Annotated in this window: 9 protein-coding genes and 1 CRISPR repeat array (1 of these 10 only partly in view); of the genes, 8 read left to right on the forward strand and 1 reads right to left on the reverse strand. The window is 55.6% G+C overall.

Features of this window, described 5'->3' with window-relative positions; all coding sequences use genetic code 11:
• The first annotated feature begins 365 nt into the window (after positions 1–365).
• Positions 366–2,009, forward strand: a complete 1,644-nt coding sequence (locus MchiMG62_RS12580) for a S41 family peptidase (RefSeq protein WP_221057259.1) — start codon at positions 366–368, stop codon at positions 2,007–2,009.
• A 121-nt stretch (positions 2,010–2,130) separates the two neighbouring features.
• Here the strand turns inward: MchiMG62_RS12580 and MchiMG62_RS12585 are convergent, their stop codons facing one another.
• Entirely contained in the window at positions 2,131–2,313 is a 183-nt protein-coding gene (locus tag MchiMG62_RS12585) for a type I CRISPR-associated protein Cas7 (protein WP_221057260.1), read from the reverse strand.
• 416 nt (positions 2,314–2,729) lie between these two features.
• On the opposite strand from MchiMG62_RS12585, the gene cas5 reads away from it, so the two are divergent.
• From cas5 to cas2, 7 genes are all read left to right on the forward strand, one after another.
• A complete protein-coding gene (gene cas5, locus MchiMG62_RS12590) occupies positions 2,730–3,371 on the forward strand; it encodes a CRISPR-associated protein Cas5 (protein ID WP_244987721.1) in 642 nt (213 codons plus the stop codon).
• Positions 3,365–5,380, forward strand: coding sequence for a hypothetical protein (locus tag MchiMG62_RS12595; RefSeq protein WP_221057262.1), 2,016 nt, complete (start codon positions 3,365–3,367; stop codon positions 5,378–5,380). Before cas5 ends, MchiMG62_RS12595 begins: the two co-directional genes overlap by 7 nt.
• Positions 5,370–6,251: a type I CRISPR-associated protein Cas7 gene (locus MchiMG62_RS12600; protein ID WP_221057263.1), complete on the forward strand. Its 882-nt coding sequence runs from the start codon at positions 5,370–5,372 to the stop codon at positions 6,249–6,251. The genes MchiMG62_RS12595 and MchiMG62_RS12600 overlap by 11 nt, the downstream gene beginning before the upstream one ends.
• The gene (locus MchiMG62_RS12605; RefSeq protein WP_244987722.1) at positions 6,251–8,428 is read left to right on the forward strand and encodes a CRISPR-associated endonuclease Cas3''; all 2,178 of its coding nucleotides are present in this window, start codon (positions 6,251–6,253) and stop codon (positions 8,426–8,428) included. The genes MchiMG62_RS12600 and MchiMG62_RS12605 overlap by 1 nt, the downstream gene beginning before the upstream one ends.
• A 225-nt stretch (positions 8,429–8,653) precedes the next feature.
• Positions 8,654–9,316, forward strand: coding sequence for a CRISPR-associated protein Cas4 (cas4, locus tag MchiMG62_RS12610; RefSeq protein ID WP_221057265.1), 663 nt, complete (start codon positions 8,654–8,656; stop codon positions 9,314–9,316).
• Positions 9,313–10,347, forward strand: coding sequence for a type I-C CRISPR-associated endonuclease Cas1c (cas1c, locus tag MchiMG62_RS12615; protein WP_221057266.1), 1,035 nt, complete (start codon positions 9,313–9,315; stop codon positions 10,345–10,347). The genes cas4 and cas1c overlap by 4 nt, the downstream gene beginning before the upstream one ends.
• Before the next feature lie 5 nt (positions 10,348–10,352).
• Positions 10,353–10,643 (forward strand): CRISPR-associated endonuclease Cas2, encoded by a 291-nt coding sequence (gene cas2, locus MchiMG62_RS12620; RefSeq protein WP_221058785.1) that lies wholly within the window; start codon positions 10,353–10,355, stop codon positions 10,641–10,643.
• Positions 10,644–10,915: 272 nt separating this feature from the next.
• Positions 10,916–23,180: direct repeats of the CRISPR family, unit length 32 nt; unit sequence GTCGTGCCTCACGTAGGCACGTGGATTGAAAT (it continues 162 nt past the right edge of the window).

The following is a 23,180-nucleotide window of genomic DNA, read 5'->3' on the forward strand; positions in this document are numbered from 1 at the left end:
GCTTGTTCATGGTCGGGTAAATAGGTTGCTCCGGGAGGCCACACCATGGGCGATCTCCGCTCCAGAGCCAAAAGCAGATTACCAGAGAGGCGGATCGAGATATGTAGAGCGACACGCTGCTCGTCCGGGAGGCCGTTGAGAGCGACCTGGATGCGTAGCCCTCTCCCCCTATACGCACCTGCACGACGCCGACGAGAAGGCAGGGTTCGTCCGGGGCGTCAAGGAAGGGCTCGTCGCGTATCCGCCGGAGTGATCTCCGGCGGCTCACCGGCCCGCCGGTCCGGATATGCCGGAAGAAAACGCAAACTCCAAATCCCCGGCAAGAAGACAGATGTTCAGGGTAGTTGATCGTGCAACCAGAGAGTTTGCGCACAGCGAGAGCCGGATTGATCGTGCTGCTCCTGCTCTTCTCCGTAATGTCGCCGGTATCCGCCGGCCTCTACACCGATTCGTGCGGGATGGTATGGACGGACGCCGCCGTCCCGTTCGAGCGGAACAACGAGACGGCCTACAACGAGGAACTGATGGCGTCCTACACGCCGATCATGGCGAACCTGACCGACGGGCCACCCGACTTCAGCAGCATGACCTGGAGCGACTCCTTCCGCGAGACGTGCGCCTATATGGAAGAGCGCTACGCCTTTACGGAGTGGCGCGGCGTCGACTGGGACGCGCTGTACGCGACCTACGCGCCGAAGATCGCGGATGCCGAGAGGAACCATGACAACGCCGCGTATTACCGGACGCTCCGCGAGTTCGTCTTCGCCATCCCCGACGGGCACGTCCTGGTCCTCTCTCCCGACGACTTCGGGGCGAAGCACGCCGATATCGGCGGCGGCTACGGGCTCGCCGTCGCACGGCTCGATACGGGCGAGGTAATCGTGACCTACGTCGCAAACGGGAGCGATGCGGAGCGGGCGGGGATCCGGTTCGGCGACGAGGTGATCTCCTGGAACGGCCGGCCGGTCGGGGAGGCGATCGACGCGACGTCGATCATCTGGACCCCGGTCAAGCCTTCGACGGCCGAAGGTGTCCTCCTCCATAAGCAGCGGTTCCTGACCCGGGCACCGGTGGGGGCCGGGGCGACCGTCGGCATCGCCGGCCCGGCGGACTCAGCCCCCCGCACGATCAACCTGACCGCAGCGGACGACGGCTACGAGACCCTCGCCCGGACGAGCATCTTCCTCGGCCGCGAGGTCAACGACGGAGCGGCCGGATCGTCGGCGGAGCTCAAGGCGATGATTACGAACGAGACCGTGACCACCCGGACCCTCCCCGGAGGGATCGCCTACATCGGGATCTACGAAGAGTCTTACGACGTCTACCAGCCCTTCAAGGCGGCGGTGAAGGATGCGATCGCAGACGGGGCGCCCGGCATCGTCGTCGACCTCCGGTTCAACCGGGGCGGGGACGACAACCTGGCCGCCGCCTACGCCGGGTGGTTCGTGGACCGGCCGGTCTTCTACGAGTACGGCACCACCTACGACCCCGGGACCGGGGAGCAGGCGGTCCTCTGGGAGTCCTGGACACAGCCCCGGCCCGACCGATACGATGGCCCGGTCGCCCTCCTCGTCAGCCCCTACACCATCAGTTCAGGCGAAGGGCTCCCGAAGGTCTTTGCGGAGTCCGGGACGGGCGCGATCGTCTCGTGGTACGGGACAAACGGGGCGTTCGGGATGGAGTCTCTCGGGCCGGTCCTCCCCCTCGGTATCATGACGGCCTTCCCGGCGGGCGCGTCGCTCGACGAGAACGGCAGGATCCAGGTCGACAGCAACGCGTCGATGGTCGGCGGAGTCGCCCCGACGGTGCGGGTCCCGCTCGACCGGGATACCCTGGCGCGGGCGATGGCCGGGGAGGACGTCCAGCTTGCGTATGCGGTCGACTGGATCGAGGCGCAGGCAGAGAACGCGACCGCGGAGCCTTCGGCGGTGCCGACACAGGCGGCGGCCGGGTGGGTGGTCGTGCTCGGGGCGCTTGCGGTTGTTGCAGTCTGGCTCGGAAGGCGGTGAAGGCGGGGAGTTCTCCCACCTTTACCTCTTGGATCAAGATCGATCGAACCGATGTTCACCGATATGCCATCCCGATGGTCGGGATGGTCCGCACCGGCGGCGTCCACCGCCAGAGTTTTCGTTACCTTCCTTCAAAGATCTCGGGTTCGAGACCTTCCAGCCTGTCTACCGTGATCTCGTAGTCCTCGATGGACTTCGGTGCATCCATCTTCGGCTGCACATGCAACGTCCGGTGAACCTTTGCGGAAGAATACTGCCCGCTCTTTGAGTTGTGTTTCCACCAGAACACCTTGCAGACCTCCATACTGCCCTCCGGGCGGGCGGATGAACTGTCGTTTTCGAATCGGCCAGGGCACTAAGAAACTTAAGGGTGGAATTAAGGCTTAGGTGTGTTTCCGATGAGGAATCTCCTTTTTTTGGCTGATTTCATTCAGATTAACATATCAAACGAGTGTGACACCGGCAAAAGGTATTTGAGCATGGAGAAAGAATAGTCAAAAAAAGGGACAGGACTCAGACGAGCTACAGAAAATCAGAGATCACAGTTACCGGCATTGAGGATTCTGGTGGTTGCCTGGGTGCGGAAAGATAGGTATTGGAGGATCCCTGGTGCAGAAGTCATAGAGTGTGAGTGGAGTTCTGGTCAGGGTTGTTTGAAGATCTTAGAGATCTGCCTGGATGAACAACTAAGAGGTGAAAACTATAGCATATATCGTTCAGTTGGAAATCGCCGGCGACACCGCTATGTGGACAAGACCGGACACCGGTGACAACCCCGTCAGTTATCCAGCACCCACATACTCGGCGGTTAAAGCTATTTTTGAGTCCGTGCTGTGGGGACCTGCGATAGAAATTATTCCACTTAAGGCGGAAATTTGTGCGCCGGTGCAGTTTCACAATTATTACACAAATTATGGTGGCCCACTGCGAAAAACAACGAACATCAAACACGGAGACAGTTACCAGCTTTGCGCCACCGTTCTTATTGATGTCTGCTATCGCTTGTACGCCGAAGTTGTTCCGTATAAGATAAAAGGTAGACTTCCTCAAGCAGCGAAGAACTGGGATAACGCAACCACGTCGCCGGGGCACGCATATCAAGAGATATTCGCCAGAAGGCTGAAGCGCGGGCAGTGTTTCGCTGTGCCCTGCTTGGGGTGGCGGGAGTTCACGCCATCCTATTTCGGCGAGTTCCGTGATGATACACATGTCATGTCTGATATGGAGACTGCGGTTATTCCCTCTATGCTACGGCAGGTATTTTCAAAAGGCTACCAATCCGAAGTCGCGTATCTGTATGACACGGATGTTGAGATTACAGGAGGCGTGCTGGCTTACGGGAAAGGAGAAAGACCATGCTGAACGAACTGCATCAGCTGTCTGCAACCCTTGCAAGCCACAACATCAAGCAGCAAAAGTGGCACCATCAGTATAAACCGTTACCGGGCGGAGCCTGTTATCGTATATGGTTTGGCGATGATGACGCGGTGGCGGACGTTGAGCTGATGAGCAAGGATCTGGTGAAGGTCTGCCGAAAATTTGGCAATAATCAGGGGACATTTCCCGCATTCAACATTGCACCGTTGTACCGCGTCACATCGGATGAAGATAAGAGGTATTACGATGCGCTTTACGAAGGTAAAACGGAACTGGATATAAACTATTTGCAATCGATATGCACTACCGATAATTGGGGGCCCAAACTTCGCAAAAAGATAACGGGCTGCCTGAACAGGCAAATGCCGAATATGCCTGAAGATAGCGCAATCGTCGCGCTGATGAACATCACAACATCGCTTGACATTGACGTGCTGCGCAGCACCCTTAAACAGCAGGTTTGGAAAAGACTGCCAAGCGATATAAAGGCGTATCTGCCATTGCTTATTCATAAAGGAAACGAAAGGAAGCGGCCGGAAGATGATGTTGGTTCAGTATCGATTGTGCTTGATTTAGTAAATTGGGATAAATTCGAATATCCAATAGCCAATGAAAATACCACAAAGCAAGTGAATGATTGGCTTTTTGCCGACGAAAGTGACCACCAGCCCGAAACAAGCGATCAACTTGATGCTTTTGGATCTCCATATGCGGAGCTTGACGAACCCATGCCCTCTGTGCGGCTTGCGCCGGGGTTTGAGGTGGCGTTGCGTTCCATGTTCCGTGAGCAAGGGTGCCAGTACCGCTATAGAAAAGCTGATGGCCACTCTTTCCCAGTTAACAAAGCGAATCGTGACACTCTGAAAACCTCGCTTGAATGGATTGTGAAACCTGACAACGAGAACATTACGTGGCGCAGAATTGACAAAGATGCAATGCTGTTTGTATATCCAAACAGGGTTCCAAAAATTCCGCCTAAGTTTACTGCGCTTTTCGGTGGTACGGAGAACCATGAGGATATCACAAACAGGTTTGAAAAGGTTGCAGAGGATTTTAGTAAGACACTCAACGGACTTGAAACAAATCAGAAGCCGGAAAATATCCATGTGTTTGCATTACAGCAAATGCAGCCGGCCCTATCTAAGCGCGCAAGGGTGGTGTTCTCTCGCAATCTAACCCCAAGCGGGCTAATAGATGCAGCTACCGAGTGGCAGCGGGGATGCCTCAATCTACCGCCGATCGCACGAACTGAACCTATCACACCGTTCCCTTTGAATATCTCAAAAATCGCAAACAAAGTTTGGAAACGGAACGGCACACGTGCGGACGGCAAGAACGAGGTTAAACTGATACGATATTATCAAGGCATGGGGCTGCTTTTGGATAAGCCCATCCCGTCGCAGATATTGCGCATTACCAGAGGCGTGACCGCGAACTCATTGGGTTTGATACTGTTTGTCGGCAATAACCTGCCAAGAGGCAGGAGTGCCGTTAAAGATGTGATTAGAGCGGAAATCGGCGATTTATTTCCCTTACTCGGGCTGCTCCTGTACAAGAGCGGCATAACAAAGGAGGATTATATGCAAGACACGGCATATTCAATTGGACAGCTACTGAAAATTTCCGACGAGCTGCATGCGCTGTATTGTGAGGTCAAGCGCGACGGTGAAGTGCCGCCACAACTGGCGGGAAACTCTGTTTTCGTAACGGCATCAGAAACACCGGCGCAGGCCGTGGCTCTGCTCTGTACGCGAATGATTCCGTACATAGCATGGGCAGACCAGTACAGACGGCAGGGTCAGGAGAAAAGTGGCTTAGCAGCGTGGTACAGGCGGCAGTATGGCCAACTCATGCCACAACTGCGTCAAAACCTGACAGAGAATATCCGGTTCGGCGACCTAGAAAAAGCACAGTTGTTTATCGGTTACCTTGCGGATCTTCCCAAATTGACAAACAAACAATCTACTGAGGAGGTATTTACAGATGCAAAATGAAGTCAAACGTGCAACGGGGCTTTTGGTAATAGAGGCCGTGAATTCAAATCCTAATGGCGACCCCGACCGAGAGAGCGAACCACGCCAGCGCCCGAATGGCCGCGGCGAAATATCACCCGTATCCTTCAAACGTAAACTACGCGATTTGTTGGAGGATTCGGATAGCCCATTCTTCAAAAGCCTGCCAGAGAAGTTTAAGGAAAATCCGGATCACTACCGCATACTTGAATCACGTGGGCGTGACCGCAGAGAGATTACACAGGAAATGGGCGATACCAAAAACTTTAATCAACAGTCCTTCCTCAAAAGCATCTTCGTAAAAAAATATTGGGATGCTCGTGTGTTCGGCAACACGTTCCTTGAAGAGGGTTCGGCAAAAGGCTTCATCAAGACGGGTGTGGCGCAGTTTGGCGTAGGAGTTTCCATATCGCCGATAGATATTGTACGCCATACGAACACAAATAAAGCCGGTGTGCAAGAGGGAAAAAATGCCGGCATGGCACCGCTTGCGTTCCGTATCGTACAGCATGGCGTGTATTGTATGCCATTCTTTATCAATCCAAACTACGCGGGAAAGAGTGGCTGCACCCCGGACGATATAGAACTGCTCAAACTGTTGATTCCGAAGGCGTACGATTTGAACCGCTCGGCTATACGCCCTGATGTGCGAATCCGTCATGCCTGGTATATCGAGCATAAAAATGCGCTTGGAAGCTGCCCGGATTATCTGTTGCTTGAGGCGTTGACGCCTACTCGCATAGGTAATGTATCTGATCCTTCCAACGAGTGGGCAGACTACGAGGACAAAACTTCTCTACCAGAGAATCTCAAATCGCGGATTGATAGAGTGGTCGATTTGATGACACTGTGATGGAATATTTCGCTCATAGTCCGAAGGATGGGTATCCCGCCCAGACATATGCGCAACATATCAACGGAGTATCGGAACGAGCCAGGCGTCATGCATCTGACGCTGCCCGGTACTCCCTTGACGACGGCGCACTGCTTTTAACTACAGCGGAAGTTGCGGCAGTTTACCACGATCTGGGTAAACTTGATGGGGAAAATCAGTCAGTTTTGTCCGGCCAGAGAGCGGCAAAACGTCTGCCGCTTAATCACACGGATGCAGGTGCGGCTTTTTTGCTGGACGATGTATCCCCCGCCCTTCTTGCTGCTGTTTCTGTCGCGGCGCACCATATTGGACTTCCGGATTTTGGCACGGAGAGCATCCGCGAGGAGTCCGCGTTCCGCGATGATGAAATAAAGACGCGGGTTGATGCGGCGTTATTGGAGTATTCGCAAATACACAGCAGCAATGTAAGCACAAGGCCGCAAATAGAGAGCGCTATACCATCGGGGGATTTGTCGGTATTCTTGCGTATGCTGCTGTCTTGCCTGGTTGATGCCGACCACACCGATACCGCTTCGCATTACGGCAAGTATCCTGAGGCGGAAAATTCCATCCCGCTTCGTCCGGCAGAGCGTCTCGCGTTATTGGATCACTATGTCGAAACACTTAGAAAAACAGGCGAAGATGACGAACGAAATAAACTGCGCTCTGAAATGTATGCAGTGTGTAGGGACTCCTTGATATGTGAAAACATTGCTGCCTGTGACGCTCCCGTTGGTTCAGGCAAAACAACTGCGGTAATGGCGCATCTGTTGGCGCAAGCGAATACGCGTGGATTGCGTCGCATATTTATAGTGCTGCCATTTACAAATATCATCCAGCAGTCGGTCGAGAAATACCGTGAAGCACTGGTTTTCCCAGGCGAAAACGGAGAAGAGGTTGTGGCTGAACTGCACCATCGCGCCGAATTTGAAAGCGAGGATACGCGGCATCTCACGGCGCTATGGCGCGCGCCGATCATCGTCACCACAGCGGTTGCATTCTTTGAAACCCTTGCGGCGAAAACTCCGTCCGCGCTTAGGCGGATGCATGAGTTGGCGGGCAGCGCGGTATTCGTGGACGAAGCACACGGCGCGCTGCCTGCGCACTTATTGCCATTAGCATGGCGATGGATTAACATTTACGCTAAAGAGTGGTCTTGTTATTGGATTCTGGCTTCAGGTTCGCTTAATCAATTCTGGGAAATAAAAGAGATCTCCGAACAAAAGTTGGAAGTGCCAAATATAGTAAATCCATCCTTAAGGGCTTCGCTCAACGCATTTGAAGGCAAGCGCATAGAATATCAGGCTAACCTGACGCCGCAGTCACTGGAGACATTTGTTGAAGTTGTGGCGCAATCACAAGGGCCAAGGCTTGTTATACTCAATACAGTGCAAAGCGCGGCGGTAGTTGCAGAGTATATTTGCGAGAAGTACGGGCGCGGGCGCGTAGAGCATCTGTCAACCTCGCTTACGCCGAGCGACAGGGAGAAAACGCTTGGGCAGGTGAAGGCGCGGCTTAACAGGTCCGATGATGATGACTGGACACTTGTCGCTACATCCTGCGTGGAGGCGGGCGTTGATTTTTCGTTTAGAACCGGCTTCCGGGAACTTGCATCGCTGACCTCGCTGTTGCAGGCAGCGGGGCGTGTCAACCGAAATGGTGAGTACGGTGTTTCTGAAATGCATACATTTTGTCTTTCAGAGAGCAATATGTTAAAATCAAACCCTGACATAAAAAATTCCGCCGCAGTCCTACGTAAGCTCATAGAAACAGGAGTCGATATTTCTCCGTCCCTCACGACCGAGGCTATCGAGCAGGAACTTAAGATATATGGCAGCAAGCCGATTCACAGGAAGTTGCTCGAAAAGGAAATCGACAAGGATTTTCCATTTGTCGAAGAGAATTTCAAGGTAATCAATACGGATACACGCATTGCGGTTGCAGACACTAAAATCGTCGATAGAATACGCAATGGGCATTGTGACTGGCATGAATTACAGAAACATTCGCTGCAAATATCCCATTATAAACTGCAAGAGCTGCATATACCGCAAATCACAGAAGACATTTACCACTGGAATCTCGCATATGATGATTTTCTGGGATATATGGCGGGAATTATTCAAAAATCTGAGCTCAAACTCCTCATGTATTAGGGAATATGTCGAGGTGGATTGAGATTAACTCGCCCCTTCCCTCGGTGCCCGGTGTAGAGAAAGGCTAGCGGAGCAAAGCCAAACGGAAGGAGAGGGAGGAGAGTTTAACGAAGTACTGAGTCTGGGTTTTAGAATCGTAGCGAGCAAGGTACATGGGCGGTCACGTCTGTTGATAGGTTCTTATATCACAACTTATAATAATGCCTTATCGGGATCAGGACTTCCATGGACCCTGACGACTACCTCATGCTCAGCGGCATCCAGCATTTTGCGTTCTGTAGACGGCAGTGGGCGCTCATCCATATCGAACAGGTGTGGAAGGAAAACGTGCTCACCTTTGGCGGCAGGCAGATGCATAGGAATGCGGACGATCCTTTCTTCACGGAGAGCCGGGGCGATGTGCTGATCTCGCGGAGTGTGCCTCTGGTCTCCCACGCGCTGAAGATATACGGTGTTGCGGATGTGGTGGAGTATCATCGATCGGATTCGGGGATCGTGATCCCCGGACGGGAGGGGCACTGGACCGTCGTGCCGGTAGAGTACAAGGCGGGAAAGCGGAAGCCGGACGACCGCGACGAGGTGCAACTGTGCGCTCAGGCGATCTGTCTTGAGGAGATGTACCGGACGCGGATTGAATATGGATATCTATATTACGGCAAAACCCGGCGGCGGACGGAGGTAGCTCTTGACGATGAACTTCGCAGGCGGGTGGCGGAGTTAGTCGCCGGTATGTATGTGCTCTACGATGCAGGTACCACTCCTCCGGCGGTCCTGCTGCCGCACTGCAAAAACTGTTCTCTTGTCGAGCTCTGCATGCCAGCCGTCTCGTCCCGCAGGCGTTCGGTGGACCGCTATCTTGCCACCTGCATAGGGAGGGATGATGCATGAGAAAACTCCTGAACGTTCTGTATGTTACCAACCCTGACTCTTATCTCGCGAAAGATGGGGAAAATATCGTCGTTTCCGTTGAGCACAAGGAGGTAGGACGGATCCCCATTCACAACCTGGAGGGGGTCATCTGTTTTGGGTTTATGGGAGCAAGTCCGGGCGTGATGGAGTTATGTGCATCTCACCACGTGGGGCTTGCATTCGTGTCGCCGTACGGGAAATTTCTTGGACGGGTATCTGGCCGCGTGTCCGGGAACGTGCTGCTCCGCAAGCGGCAGTATCTTCTTTCGGACGATGAGGAGGCCGCGGCGCGGATTGCAATGAACTGCGTGCTCGGAAAGATGCTGAACTGTCGGAGCGTTCTCCTCCGGTTTGGCCGTGACTATCCTGAGAAGGTATCACCTGAATTTTCAGAGCGTCTTCAATGGCTGACAGAGGGTGTTCGCCAGCTGCGGGAATCGCCATCCGACACGCTGAACGAACTCCGGGGCCGTGAGGGGATTCTGTCGAAGTGTTACTTTGATTGTTTCGATGATCTGATCCTGTCGCAAGATCCTGCGTTTGCTTTTGAGTCCCGGAGCAGGAGACCCCCGTTGAACCGGGTGAATGCTCTACTGTCGTTTGTCTATACGCTGATCGCGGTGGATTGCGCTTCAGCTCTCGAATCCGTGGGGCTTGATCCGCAGGTGGGGTTTCTCCACCGCGCCCGACCGGGGCGGATGAGCCTTGCGCTGGACCTGATGGAGGAGTTCCGGCCGTATCTCGGAGACCGGTTTGTGTTGAGTCTGATCAACAACCGGGTTGTTGCGGCGGATGATTTCCTGGTGAAGGAGAATGGGGCCGTGATCCTGACAGATACAGGGCGGAAAGCAGTTCTTGCGGCGTGGCAGCGACGGAAGACGGAAGAGGTCATGCACGGCTATTTAGATGAACGGGTTCCGGTTGGCCTTCTGCCGTATGCACAGTCAATGCTGCTCGCCCGGCACCTGCGGGGGGACATCGATGGGTATCCACCGTTCGTGATGAGGTGAGCGTGGTGTTTGTTCTGGTTACGTATGATGTAAATACAGAGAGTCCGGAAGGGAGACGCAGACTGCGCACGGTTGCGAGAATCTGCATGAATTATGGTACGCGCGTGCAGAATTCGGTCTTCGAGTGTGTCGTGGATTCTGTTCAACTGATGGAGATGAAAACGAAGATCGGTGAGGTCATCGATCCAGCGATTGATAGTGTACGGTATTATAATCTAGGGAAGCATGGTCGAGATCATGTGGAGCATGTGGGGGCAAAGCCGGGGCTGAATGTTGAGGGCGTGCTGATTTTGTAGTACTGTTTCCGAGGAGTGCCGCGAAGGTGAAGTGCCCACGTTTTCCTGGGGAGGTTCGCGATCCGGCAAATATTGGCTGTTCCCCGATACGAAGCACATTTCTTGTATTTCTAAGGTGAACCACGGCGTGATGCAGACAACTAATCGTTTGAAGCACTGTATTTGTGTTTCAGAGTGTACTTCTATGTTTTTTACGCTTTCTATCGGATATGATGGCAATAATGCGGCGCTTAAGGCAAGTAAGATATTTGTTCCCTGATATATAGTATAGAGTCGTGCCTCACGTAGGCACGTGGATTGAAATACGTCTCCGCCGGGCGGCTGCCTGGCATCATGTCGTGCCTCACGTAGGCACGTGGATTGAAATAGTTCGGACGGGGCGATGGGGAAGTACTTCGCAGTCGTGCCTCACGTAGGCACGTGGATTGAAATTTGTCCTACCATGCCTGTGGCGTCGGCCGGAGGTCGTGCCTCACGTAGGCACGTGGATTGAAATGGGGGTTTCCGGTTGTAGCCGGCCGGGCCGGTGGTCGTGCCTCACGTAGGCACGTGGATTGAAATATCGTTTGCCGGAGGATCCGGCGCTCCTCTTCGGGTCGTGCCTCACGTAGGCACGTGGATTGAAATATCGTTTGCCGGAGGATCCGGCGCTCCTCTTCGGGTCGTGCCTCACGTAGGCACGTGGATTGAAATTGTCCCGGTCATCTCACGTCACCGTGATGCTGGTCGTGCCTCACGTAGGCACGTGGATTGAAATGCACTAGATTTAAGAGGCGGAACCGCAAACCCCGTCGTGCCTCACGTAGGCACGTGGATTGAAATCCGGTTAATGACGTCTACGAGGTATGCCACGATCGTCGTGCCTCACGTAGGCACGTGGATTGAAATTTTTCAGAAATGCCACAGAGCCACCCCCGTTTGTTGTCGTGCCTCACGTAGGCACGTGGATTGAAATCGGCCAGGGAGGTGATCGTGCCGGCGGCGACGTTGTCGTGCCTCACGTAGGCACGTGGATTGAAATTGGGCACAGCATCACATCATCTGTGCCTGAGCAGGTCGTGCCTCACGTAGGCACGTGGATTGAAATAGATGACGAACATCCGGGACCCCCGGATCCCGATGTCGTGCCTCACGTAGGCACGTGGATTGAAATCCGGAGCCTGCCCCTGAACCCGAACCCGTCACGGTCGTGCCTCACGTAGGCACGTGGATTGAAATATCTATACGTTCCATTCATGGAGCGATATCGAGTCGTGCCTCACGTAGGCACGTGGATTGAAATTCCGGGGGTTCGCTGGCCATGAGACCCGTGCGGGTCGTGCCTCACGTAGGCACGTGGATTGAAATTTGGCGGCGCCCTCCAGCACGGCGTATCCCCGGTCGTGCCTCACGTAGGCACGTGGATTGAAATATCAGCCAGAGCCAGAGGGGCGAGGGGGGCCTGTCGTGCCTCACGTAGGCACGTGGATTGAAATGCGTCGCCGCCTGAATCGGCATAGGTCAGGACAGTCGTGCCTCACGTAGGCACGTGGATTGAAATTCCTCGCTTAAACTCACTAAACTCAACACATAAGTCGTGCCTCACGTAGGCACGTGGATTGAAATACCGCACTCGCCTCCGGGGGGTGGCTCCGATGAGTCGTGCCTCACGTAGGCACGTGGATTGAAATATGAAACTCGGCATGTCCGAGGCGGAGGCGAAGGCGTCGTGCCTCACGTAGGCACGTGGATTGAAATTCCCACCGGTGATCCTGCGAACTATCAACCTGGTCGTGCCTCACGTAGGCACGTGGATTGAAATGCCGACATGGTGGACGTCGGTATCCTGACGGGCGTCGTGCCTCACGTAGGCACGTGGATTGAAATTCCTCGCTTAAACTCACTAAACTCAACACATAAGTCGTGCCTCACGTAGGCACGTGGATTGAAATATGTCGATCCTGCGGACCACTTCCGGAGGGAACCGGTCGTGCCTCACGTAGGCACGTGGATTGAAATACCGACCCGCCCTATCTCGCCGACCTCTACACTGTCGTGCCTCACGTAGGCACGTGGATTGAAATGTCTTCGCCGAAAGGCGCGAAACGTCGTAGGAGGTCGTGCCTCACGTAGGCACGTGGATTGAAATCCGCGCGCCCAGAGGTAGAACACGCACCGTCGGGTCGTGCCTCACGTAGGCACGTGGATTGAAATTCGATACCGAGTTTTGCGACGCCTCCGGCGACGAGTCGTGCCTCACGTAGGCACGTGGATTGAAATTTGATGCCGTCCGGGTCGGCGTTCTGCCGGGCGGTCGTGCCTCACGTAGGCACGTGGATTGAAATTTGATCTTCGCACGGAATGATTCAGGGTCCCGGGTCGTGCCTCACGTAGGCACGTGGATTGAAATACGAGGAATTTGTCCCAGACGTCGCGGTACTGGGGTCGTGCCTCACGTAGGCACGTGGATTGAAATTCCATCGAAATGATCTTCGGCTCGGCGGCGGCTTGTCGTGCCTCACGTAGGCACGTGGATTGAAATACGTCTTCGGTGACGGTGGGATCGACTTCATAGGAGGTCGTGCCTCACGTAGGCACGTGGATTGAAATTATTTTGAAAACGGACTTTATGAGCAGCATTTTAGTCGTGCCTCACGTAGGCACGTGGATTGAAATATACCGTCACCTGTTCCTGATGCTCCACATCAGTCGTGCCTCACGTAGGCACGTGGATTGAAATACCGGCTGATCGCTGCATCGACCGGGGCGGGGAAGTCGTGCCTCACGTAGGCACGTGGATTGAAATTCTTCTCGCCGCCGCCCATGCAGGCGGTCGTCCCGTCGTGCCTCACGTAGGCACGTGGATTGAAATGTCAGCCAGAGCTTGCAGGCGTTAACGTCCGGCGTCGTGCCTCACGTAGGCACGTGGATTGAAATTACCATATTCTACTTTGTACCAATAATCTATAAAGTCGTGCCTCACGTAGGCACGTGGATTGAAATGGAGATCCGCCGGGAGAGGGATTTGAGGTCGTCGGTCGTGCCTCACGTAGGCACGTGGATTGAAATTGGAACTGGTCGCCGGTCTGCTCCCATACCCGGTCGTGCCTCACGTAGGCACGTGGATTGAAATAAGCGGCTCAACATCGTGGCCACCGGCCACGCCCGTCGTGCCTCACGTAGGCACGTGGATTGAAATTTCTTCCGTCCCCGGGCGGCGAACCGGTCTCCGTCGTGCCTCACGTAGGCACGTGGATTGAAATGCGGCGTGGGGTAGAGGGCTCCACGTCGAACCGTCGTGCCTCACGTAGGCACGTGGATTGAAATCATCTCCGAGGCTTGTGCCAGGGGTCGATCATCCGTCGTGCCTCACGTAGGCACGTGGATTGAAATACGAAAAACCCCGACGAACACGGCATCCTCCCCGTCGTGCCTCACGTAGGCACGTGGATTGAAATGACCGATATGGCCTGCCTTCCCATCCGTGGAACGGTCGTGCCTCACGTAGGCACGTGGATTGAAATCCGATCGGGCCCCGGGGGAGGAGGATCCTCTGTGAGTCGTGCCTCACGTAGGCACGTGGATTGAAATAGGATCCTCCGGCAGCACGCCGCGCGGAATATGGTCGTGCCTCACGTAGGCACGTGGATTGAAATGCGGTCCACCACTCCGAGAAGTGCTCGACGCAGAGTCGTGCCTCACGTAGGCACGTGGATTGAAATACCGTCACGGGAACCGTCTACACCAAGTACGAAGTCGTGCCTCACGTAGGCACGTGGATTGAAATGCCCCCGACCCGATCTTCGCGATCCGGGGTTCAGTCGTGCCTCACGTAGGCACGTGGATTGAAATCTGGTCTCCATCAAGGACCTCTCGCGCTGCATGGTCGTGCCTCACGTAGGCACGTGGATTGAAATATGGGGAACGCGATGGAGGTCTTCCTGGAAGCAGGTCGTGCCTCACGTAGGCACGTGGATTGAAATTACTATAGTATTAACTCGAGACGGTGGCCACCGGTCGTGCCTCACGTAGGCACGTGGATTGAAATACGCCTGCACCCCCTGTGCGTTGAGCTCCGCGGTCGTGCCTCACGTAGGCACGTGGATTGAAATATCGAGTATCCCGAACTGGTCGTGCTCACGGTCGTCGTGCCTCACGTAGGCACGTGGATTGAAATATGATCACCGAGATGAACGACGCGCTGGCAGACCGTCGTGCCTCACGTAGGCACGTGGATTGAAATTCTCTCGCCGAGAGGGGCTTGCCCGAGGTCACGTCGTGCCTCACGTAGGCACGTGGATTGAAATGCTTGTTTTTCGGCTTGAGATCAGAGCGGTTCGCCCGGTCGTGCCTCACGTAGGCACGTGGATTGAAATCTGCTTGGGCAGTTTGCTTCCTGCCACACCCACGTCGTGCCTCACGTAGGCACGTGGATTGAAATCCTATGCTCTGGTTACGGACGATGGAGGATCGCTGTCGTGCCTCACGTAGGCACGTGGATTGAAATCTCCGGTCGAAGAAGGGGAAAGCGATGATCGGGTCGTGCCTCACGTAGGCACGTGGATTGAAATACCTCATCAGCGGCCTGTTCCGGCAACTCGACGGTCGTGCCTCACGTAGGCACGTGGATTGAAATGATCCGCCAACGACCCCGGAGGCGATCCCGCCTGGTCGTGCCTCACGTAGGCACGTGGATTGAAATATCGAGATTATCAAAGAGCAGACCGAAGAGCAGGTCGTGCCTCACGTAGGCACGTGGATTGAAATTCGCGGACATGTGGGAGGGCTCTCGCCCGGCAGGTCGTGCCTCACGTAGGCACGTGGATTGAAATAGCTTATCGGCGGCGTCAAACAGTCCGTAACTGTCGTGCCTCACGTAGGCACGTGGATTGAAATCCCCGCACCCCCGACCCTCGCCCCCCGGCCGCGTCGTGCCTCACGTAGGCACGTGGATTGAAATGACTCGCCCCACACGTAGTGGGAGAGTCCGATGGTCGTGCCTCACGTAGGCACGTGGATTGAAATAGGAACCTTTCCAGCCGAATCGCTTCGTCACGCATGTCGTGCCTCACGTAGGCACGTGGATTGAAATACCTTCCAACCCTCTTCGCGAGCATGTACAGCGTCGTGCCTCACGTAGGCACGTGGATTGAAATACCCCGGCAACCGGCAAGGACGGCAAGCCGAAGAGTCGTGCCTCACGTAGGCACGTGGATTGAAATGCCCTCACCCATGTCCATCCGTGTTGCGGGTCGGTCGTGCCTCACGTAGGCACGTGGATTGAAATTTCTAGTTCTCGCTCGATCATCAACGACCGCTGTCGTGCCTCACGTAGGCACGTGGATTGAAATACCCGGCCGGGGGATCTCGTGGTGGACCCGTTCGGTCGTGCCTCACGTAGGCACGTGGATTGAAATGAGTTTGCGGTCCTGGTCGGCACCCCGCCGGTCGTCGTGCCTCACGTAGGCACGTGGATTGAAATCCGTGCGCATCGCTGAAGAAGGTCGCATCCGGGGTCGTGCCTCACGTAGGCACGTGGATTGAAATGCGATGCAGCTCACCGGGGCGAACAAGAAGGCCGTCGTGCCTCACGTAGGCACGTGGATTGAAATTCCCCGTCGTCAAGCGTCGGATCGGGCCGCGCGTCGTGCCTCACGTAGGCACGTGGATTGAAATACGCGCCCGTACTGGAGGGCATACCTAGCAATGGTCGTGCCTCACGTAGGCACGTGGATTGAAATGTGCCGGGTGTCGTGGCGAGGATGCCCCCCACCTGTCGTGCCTCACGTAGGCACGTGGATTGAAATAATTCCGCCGGGCCACCCGGCGACAGGCCAAACTGTCGTGCCTCACGTAGGCACGTGGATTGAAATCTCCTTCCGAGTTATTCTCCGTATCCATACAAGTCGTGCCTCACGTAGGCACGTGGATTGAAATAACTTCGCAGCGCCGATGAGAAAGATTGTCCCGGGTCGTGCCTCACGTAGGCACGTGGATTGAAATTACTTACCAGTCGCACAGAGACGCCCCCGTATGTGTCGTGCCTCACGTAGGCACGTGGATTGAAATCTCTACCAGGATCAACCGCTCATTGGGATAACGTCGTGCCTCACGTAGGCACGTGGATTGAAATACAAGGACAGCTGCCCGCTGTCGCAGCGCCTCGTCGTGCCTCACGTAGGCACGTGGATTGAAATCTACGAGCCCAGAATTGAAGGAACGTACCATTGTCGTGCCTCACGTAGGCACGTGGATTGAAATAAGAGCCCGACGGAGGTCACCCGGTGCCTGCAGGTCGTGCCTCACGTAGGCACGTGGATTGAAATGTGATCACCCAATATTATAAACGAGAGTTAAGGTCGTGCCTCACGTAGGCACGTGGATTGAAATGCTACGAGAAGCACATCTACGCAGGGTCTACAGGTCGTGCCTCACGTAGGCACGTGGATTGAAATTCGCCGGTTTCGCGGATCCCGCGGGCGATCTCCGTCGTGCCTCACGTAGGCACGTGGATTGAAATACGGTGAAAACTCTTAGGAAATACCACGCACAAGTCGTGCCTCACGTAGGCACGTGGATTGAAATACGGCCGCCCCTCCCTCAGTTGCCAGGAGATCCGTCGTGCCTCACGTAGGCACGTGGATTGAAATCCGCATAGGGGACATTTGCGCTTAGTTCCCACGTCGTGCCTCACGTAGGCACGTGGATTGAAATACCGGGGCGAGTGGTGGGGTCTGTACCGGCGGGGGTCGTGCCTCACGTAGGCACGTGGATTGAAATACTAAGTGCCCAAAAAGCAGAAGCAACGCGGGAGTCGTGCCTCACGTAGGCACGTGGATTGAAATATGATCCCGGTTGCGATGGCGCACCCGGACGTGTCGTGCCTCACGTAGGCACGTGGATTGAAATATACTGTACTACCATGCGGGCCGGTTCGTCTCCTGTCGTGCCTCACGTAGGCACGTGGATTGAAATGGGAAACAGTCTCGTCGGAGTCTCCCCGGCTTCCGCGTCGTGCCTCACGTAGGCACGTGGATTGAAATAATGCAATCAAGGTCAGCGGGATCCGGCGGCTTGTCGTGCCTCACGTAGGCACGTGGATTGAAATGACCAGTTGGCTGCCTGGGTCACGGCGGAGTCCCCGTCGTGCCTCACGTAGGCACGTGGATTGAAATATAGGGCGGCCTCTCGGCGTCATCTCTGCACCAGTCGTGCCTCACGTAGGCACGTGGATTGAAATATGAGCCCGGTCGCGATGGTGCGGCCGGACGTCGTCGTGCCTCACGTAGGCACGTGGATTGAAATTCCCGCGCAACGTTCGTGAGCGCCTTCCGAGCAGTCGTGCCTCACGTAGGCACGTGGATTGAAATGTGAACGACCTACGGGCCTGCAGCGGGATCACCGTCGTGCCTCACGTAGGCACGTGGATTGAAATAGATACATGGGGCCTCCGCGGCCTCCCGGGCTGTCGTGCCTCACGTAGGCACGTGGATTGAAATAGGCGGGCGTTGGGCGTAGACCCTGCCCCGAGGTCGTGCCTCACGTAGGCACGTGGATTGAAATTCGATATGCCAGATATACCATGCCCGCTCCGCGTCGCAGTATCGTCGTGCCTCACGTAGGCACGTGGATTGAAATTCGATATGCTCCTGGTGCGTCCGGGTGACGGCCGTCGTGCCTCACGTAGGCACGTGGATTGAAATTATCCTGCAGCAGAACTACGCCGTCATCATGAACGTCGTGCCTCACGTAGGCACGTGGATTGAAATATCGAGAACTTTGCGGCCGTCCTCGTCCTTTATGGTCGTGCCTCACGTAGGCACGTGGATTGAAATATACCGTCGCCTCGAGCTCTTCCTCGTCGTCCGTCGTGCCTCACGTAGGCACGTGGATTGAAATATGGTTCTGGCAGTTTGGCGATGGGGCTACGGCGTCGTGCCTCACGTAGGCACGTGGATTGAAATACTGACCTGACTGTGGGATCTGTCGTATCATGGTGTCGTGCCTCACGTAGGCACGTGGATTGAAATTCCCGGCAGCCGCTGCAGGGCACGGTGACGATGTCGTGCCTCACGTAGGCACGTGGATTGAAATCACCAGGGCGTGCCGTCGCCCCGGGCCTCCTGGTCGTGCCTCACGTAGGCACGTGGATTGAAATTCGACGAGAAATTGCTTTGTTGCTGCCATATAGGTCGTGCCTCACGTAGGCACGTGGATTGAAATGAAGAGGCGTTGCTTGTAACTGGGCAGGAAGTCGGTCGTGCCTCACGTAGGCACGTGGATTGAAATGGGATGCCACCGCCGGTCGGCTGGAGTTCTACAGGTCGTGCCTCACGTAGGCACGTGGATTGAAATTTCGATGTACTCCCGGAACTCGTCGGAATGGGGTCGTGCCTCACGTAGGCACGTGGATTGAAATACCGGTTCTGGTGTCCGGGGTCGGGGTGGCGCCCGGGTCGTGCCTCACGTAGGCACGTGGATTGAAATTCGATGAGTTCGGAGAAGATCTGCTTGATAATCTGTCGTGCCTCACGTAGGCACGTGGATTGAAATATTGAGCGAAGGCATATGTTGATTCCATTGACGTCGTGCCTCACGTAGGCACGTGGATTGAAATGTTCGACGAATGGAGATCATTTCTTGTGCAGCCGTCGTGCCTCACGTAGGCACGTGGATTGAAATATCAAATCCCGGTATAGTCGGTCTTTGAACTCCAGGTCGTGCCTCACGTAGGCACGTGGATTGAAATGCATCCCAGTTCATCGGGATGGCCGGTGAGATCGTCGTGCCTCACGTAGGCACGTGGATTGAAATTGCCCGGTCGCCTCCAGGATGATCTGCATCGGGGTCGTGCCTCACGTAGGCACGTGGATTGAAATGCGGAGATCCCGGACGATACCGATGACGTCAAGTCGTGCCTCACGTAGGCACGTGGATTGAAATTTCTCAGTCCCCGCCGTCGCTGCAAGCGCTCCTGTCGTGCCTCACGTAGGCACGTGGATTGAAATTTGCTAAATGCGACTGGACGCAGGTCGTGGATGTCGTGCCTCACGTAGGCACGTGGATTGAAATCCGAGGGCGCACTGGAACGGGGCGTTGTCATCGAGTCGTGCCTCACGTAGGCACGTGGATTGAAATATCGGGATCCAATTCTTAACCCCGACCGAATACGTCGTGCCTCACGTAGGCACGTGGATTGAAATAGGAACGCCGATACCGGGATCTCGATCATCGTCGTCGTGCCTCACGTAGGCACGTGGATTGAAATGCGCAAGTAGCTGAGGAATGACCGGACATAACTCGTCGTGCCTCACGTAGGCACGTGGATTGAAATAGACAGGATACTCGCGGCCGGATATCGTCGTTGACGTCGTGCCTCACGTAGGCACGTGGATTGAAATGCGCAAGTAGCTGAGGAATGACCGGACATAACTGTCGTGCCTCACGTAGGCACGTGGATTGAAATGTCGATGTTGCCCCGGGAGTACGGCGGGTTCATGTCGTGCCTCACGTAGGCACGTGGATTGAAATGCGCAAGTAGCTGAGGAATGACCGGACATAACTGTCGTGCCTCACGTAGGCACGTGGATTGAAATTCCCAGCGGCAGTCGTCGGTCGTGCTCCGTGCATGTCGTGCCTCACGTAGGCACGTGGATTGAAATGAGACCGCACAGCCGCACTTCTCGCAGGTCTCTTGTCGTGCCTCACGTAGGCACGTGGATTGAAATACCCTCGCCGGCGCAATCCACAGCGTGACCGTGTCGTGCCTCACGTAGGCACGTGGATTGAAATTTCCGGACCCGGGCAGCGAGACCCCGGCATACTGTCGTGCCTCACGTAGGCACGTGGATTGAAATATGGCGCTGATGAGCCGGGCCTTCCCCTTCGCCGTCGTGCCTCACGTAGGCACGTGGATTGAAATCCCTTGTTTTCAAACGGGATCCCGTCCTTGAAGGTCGTGCCTCACGTAGGCACGTGGATTGAAATCCGCCGTAGGGGTAGGTGCCCCAGGGGGAGAGGGTCGTGCCTCACGTAGGCACGTGGATTGAAATAAGGCGTATTACCCAGATGTGGCGTGGACAAAGGTCGTGCCTCACGTAGGCACGTGGATTGAAATGAGACCGCGATCGGGATCCGCGCCTACCTGGACGTCGTGCCTCACGTAGGCACGTGGATTGAAATTCCCAGGCCGCTTCCCGGGCGTCGAGTTCCGCGTCGTGCCTCACGTAGGCACGTGGATTGAAATATCTGCGCGAAGAGGTCCTCGACCCCCTGGCTGGTCGTGCCTCACGTAGGCACGTGGATTGAAATACGGCTAGCCCGCCATCAAACCCGTAGCCGCCCGGTCGTGCCTCACGTAGGCACGTGGATTGAAATCTCAACGGCCAACCGGCCTACCTCAATCGCGGGGTCGTGCCTCACGTAGGCACGTGGATTGAAATGTGATCGCTGCATACCGGTTCAGGGACTCGTTCGCGTCGTGCCTCACGTAGGCACGTGGATTGAAATTCCGCCTGCATGGTGCGCTTCGCTTGCGCGATCGTCGTGCCTCACGTAGGCACGTGGATTGAAATGAGCACGCAGCCGGCATCCCCTACGAGACGTGGGTCGTGCCTCACGTAGGCACGTGGATTGAAATTCGTAGAGCGCGGCGACGGGTTCGGCCCTGATGTCGTGCCTCACGTAGGCACGTGGATTGAAATGTGCCGAGCCCGAACTCCGAGAGCGTCGTGCCGTCGTGCCTCACGTAGGCACGTGGATTGAAATCAGCACCTCCCGTGCAATCCCGATATCGGCATGTCGTGCCTCACGTAGGCACGTGGATTGAAATACCATAATGTATTTCGCATCACCCGCATAAATAGTCGTGCCTCACGTAGGCACGTGGATTGAAATATCTGCGCGAACAGGTCCTCGACCCCCTGGCTGGTCGTGCCTCACGTAGGCACGTGGATTGAAATTTCTTCGATCTCCTCAATTCTGCTGCATACACTGTCGTGCCTCACGTAGGCACGTGGATTGAAATCTCCAGGACGTCGCGGCCGAGATGGCGACCCTGGTCGTGCCTCACGTAGGCACGTGGATTGAAATTTCTGCTGCTCAATGATCTGACCGTCTTTGTCCCTGTCGTGCCTCACGTAGGCACGTGGATTGAAATTTTCCATTCCGTGAGGCTCGATACCTGCCGGAGTCGTGCCTCACGTAGGCACGTGGATTGAAATCCATTGTTGAGGCTCCTTTGGTGACTTTTCCGGGTCGTGCCTCACGTAGGCACGTGGATTGAAATTCCTCGATGGTGACGATCCCGCTGAGGGCGGTGATGTCGTGCCTCACGTAGGCACGTGGATTGAAATCGGCCCTCGATGATAGCCGCCCGCATCTCTTTGGTCGTGCCTCACGTAGGCACGTGGATTGAAATCGGGCGGCCGGTCCTGCAGCGCCCTGGCAAAGTCGTCGTGCCTCACGTAGGCACGTGGATTGAAATTTTGGAACAATTACGGGCCTGCCGGCGGCGGCTGGTCGTGCCTCACGTAGGCACGTGGATTGAAATCTACGCTCGACACGGGGAATATCCCCGGGAGCAGTCGTGCCTCACGTAGGCACGTGGATTGAAATCGCCTCGCCTGCGATCTCACCCGGGCATACCTGCGTCGTGCCTCACGTAGGCACGTGGATTGAAATAGCGTGATCTTTCGGGAGGTCGGGCAAGTCTGGTCGTGCCTCACGTAGGCACGTGGATTGAAATTGCGGCTCGTACTCGTCTAGCGGCAGGTGGTCGGCGTCGTGCCTCACGTAGGCACGTGGATTGAAATAAATAAGGGATTAGGTGGAATACAATACGTCCCGTCGTGCCTCACGTAGGCACGTGGATTGAAATATTGGTAATAATTGTTGGAATTGAAATACTCTGTCGTGCCTCACGTAGGCACGTGGATTGAAATGTGAATGCCTCATAGAGGCGTGGGACGGCGCCGTCGTGCCTCACGTAGGCACGTGGATTGAAATTCATCAAGGCCGGCGTATCCCGCAGTCCCTACATGCGTCGTGCCTCACGTAGGCACGTGGATTGAAATACGTCTCCGCCGGGCGGCTGCCTGGCATCATCGTCGTGCCTCACGTAGGCACGTGGATTGAAATGGGCAGACGCGGCTTCCCCCACATTCACGCCGTCGTGCCTCACGTAGGCACGTGGATTGAAATTGAATCAGCACTGCAGACTCACGCGGTTTCCGGTCGTGCCTCACGTAGGCACGTGGATTGAAATGTGAATGCGTCGTAGAGGCGCGGGACGGCGCCGTCGTGCCTCACGTAGGCACGTGGATTGAAATTGCAAGATCTCGTCCCATCCGAAGACCGCGTTCGTCGTGCCTCACGTAGGCACGTGGATTGAAATCGTCCGGAGTATCCAGCTGTCGGCCCCGAGGAGCGTCGTGCCTCACGTAGGCACGTGGATTGAAATCAGGCGATCGATCTCGATCGGCGTGTGGTTGTGTCGTGCCTCACGTAGGCACGTGGATTGAAATCTGTGGGGCGATCGCTACGGCAGGAGGGGCGTTG

It is taken from the genome of Methanoculleus chikugoensis, assembly GCF_019669965.1.
In the GTDB taxonomy this organism is placed as follows: Archaea; Halobacteriota; Methanomicrobia; order Methanomicrobiales; family Methanoculleaceae; genus Methanoculleus; species Methanoculleus chikugoensis.

Bases quoted from the DNA above. Each gene is read 5' to 3' on its own strand.
- MchiMG62_RS12585 (WP_221057260.1), bottom strand. From the start codon at position 2,313: ATGGAGGTCTGCAAGGTGTTCTGGTGGAAACACAACTCAAAGAGCGGG.
- MchiMG62_RS12595 (WP_221057262.1), top strand. From the start codon at position 3,365: ATGCTGAACGAACTGCATCAGCTGTCTGCAACCCTTGCAAGCCACAAC.
- MchiMG62_RS12600 (WP_221057263.1), top strand. From the start codon at position 5,370: ATGCAAAATGAAGTCAAACGTGCAACGGGGCTTTTGGTAATAGAGGCC.
- MchiMG62_RS12605 (WP_244987722.1), top strand. From the start codon at position 6,251: ATGGAATATTTCGCTCATAGTCCGAAGGATGGGTATCCCGCCCAGACA.
- cas4 (WP_221057265.1), top strand. From the start codon at position 8,654: ATGGACCCTGACGACTACCTCATGCTCAGCGGCATCCAGCATTTTGCG.
- cas1c (WP_221057266.1), top strand. From the start codon at position 9,313: ATGAGAAAACTCCTGAACGTTCTGTATGTTACCAACCCTGACTCTTAT.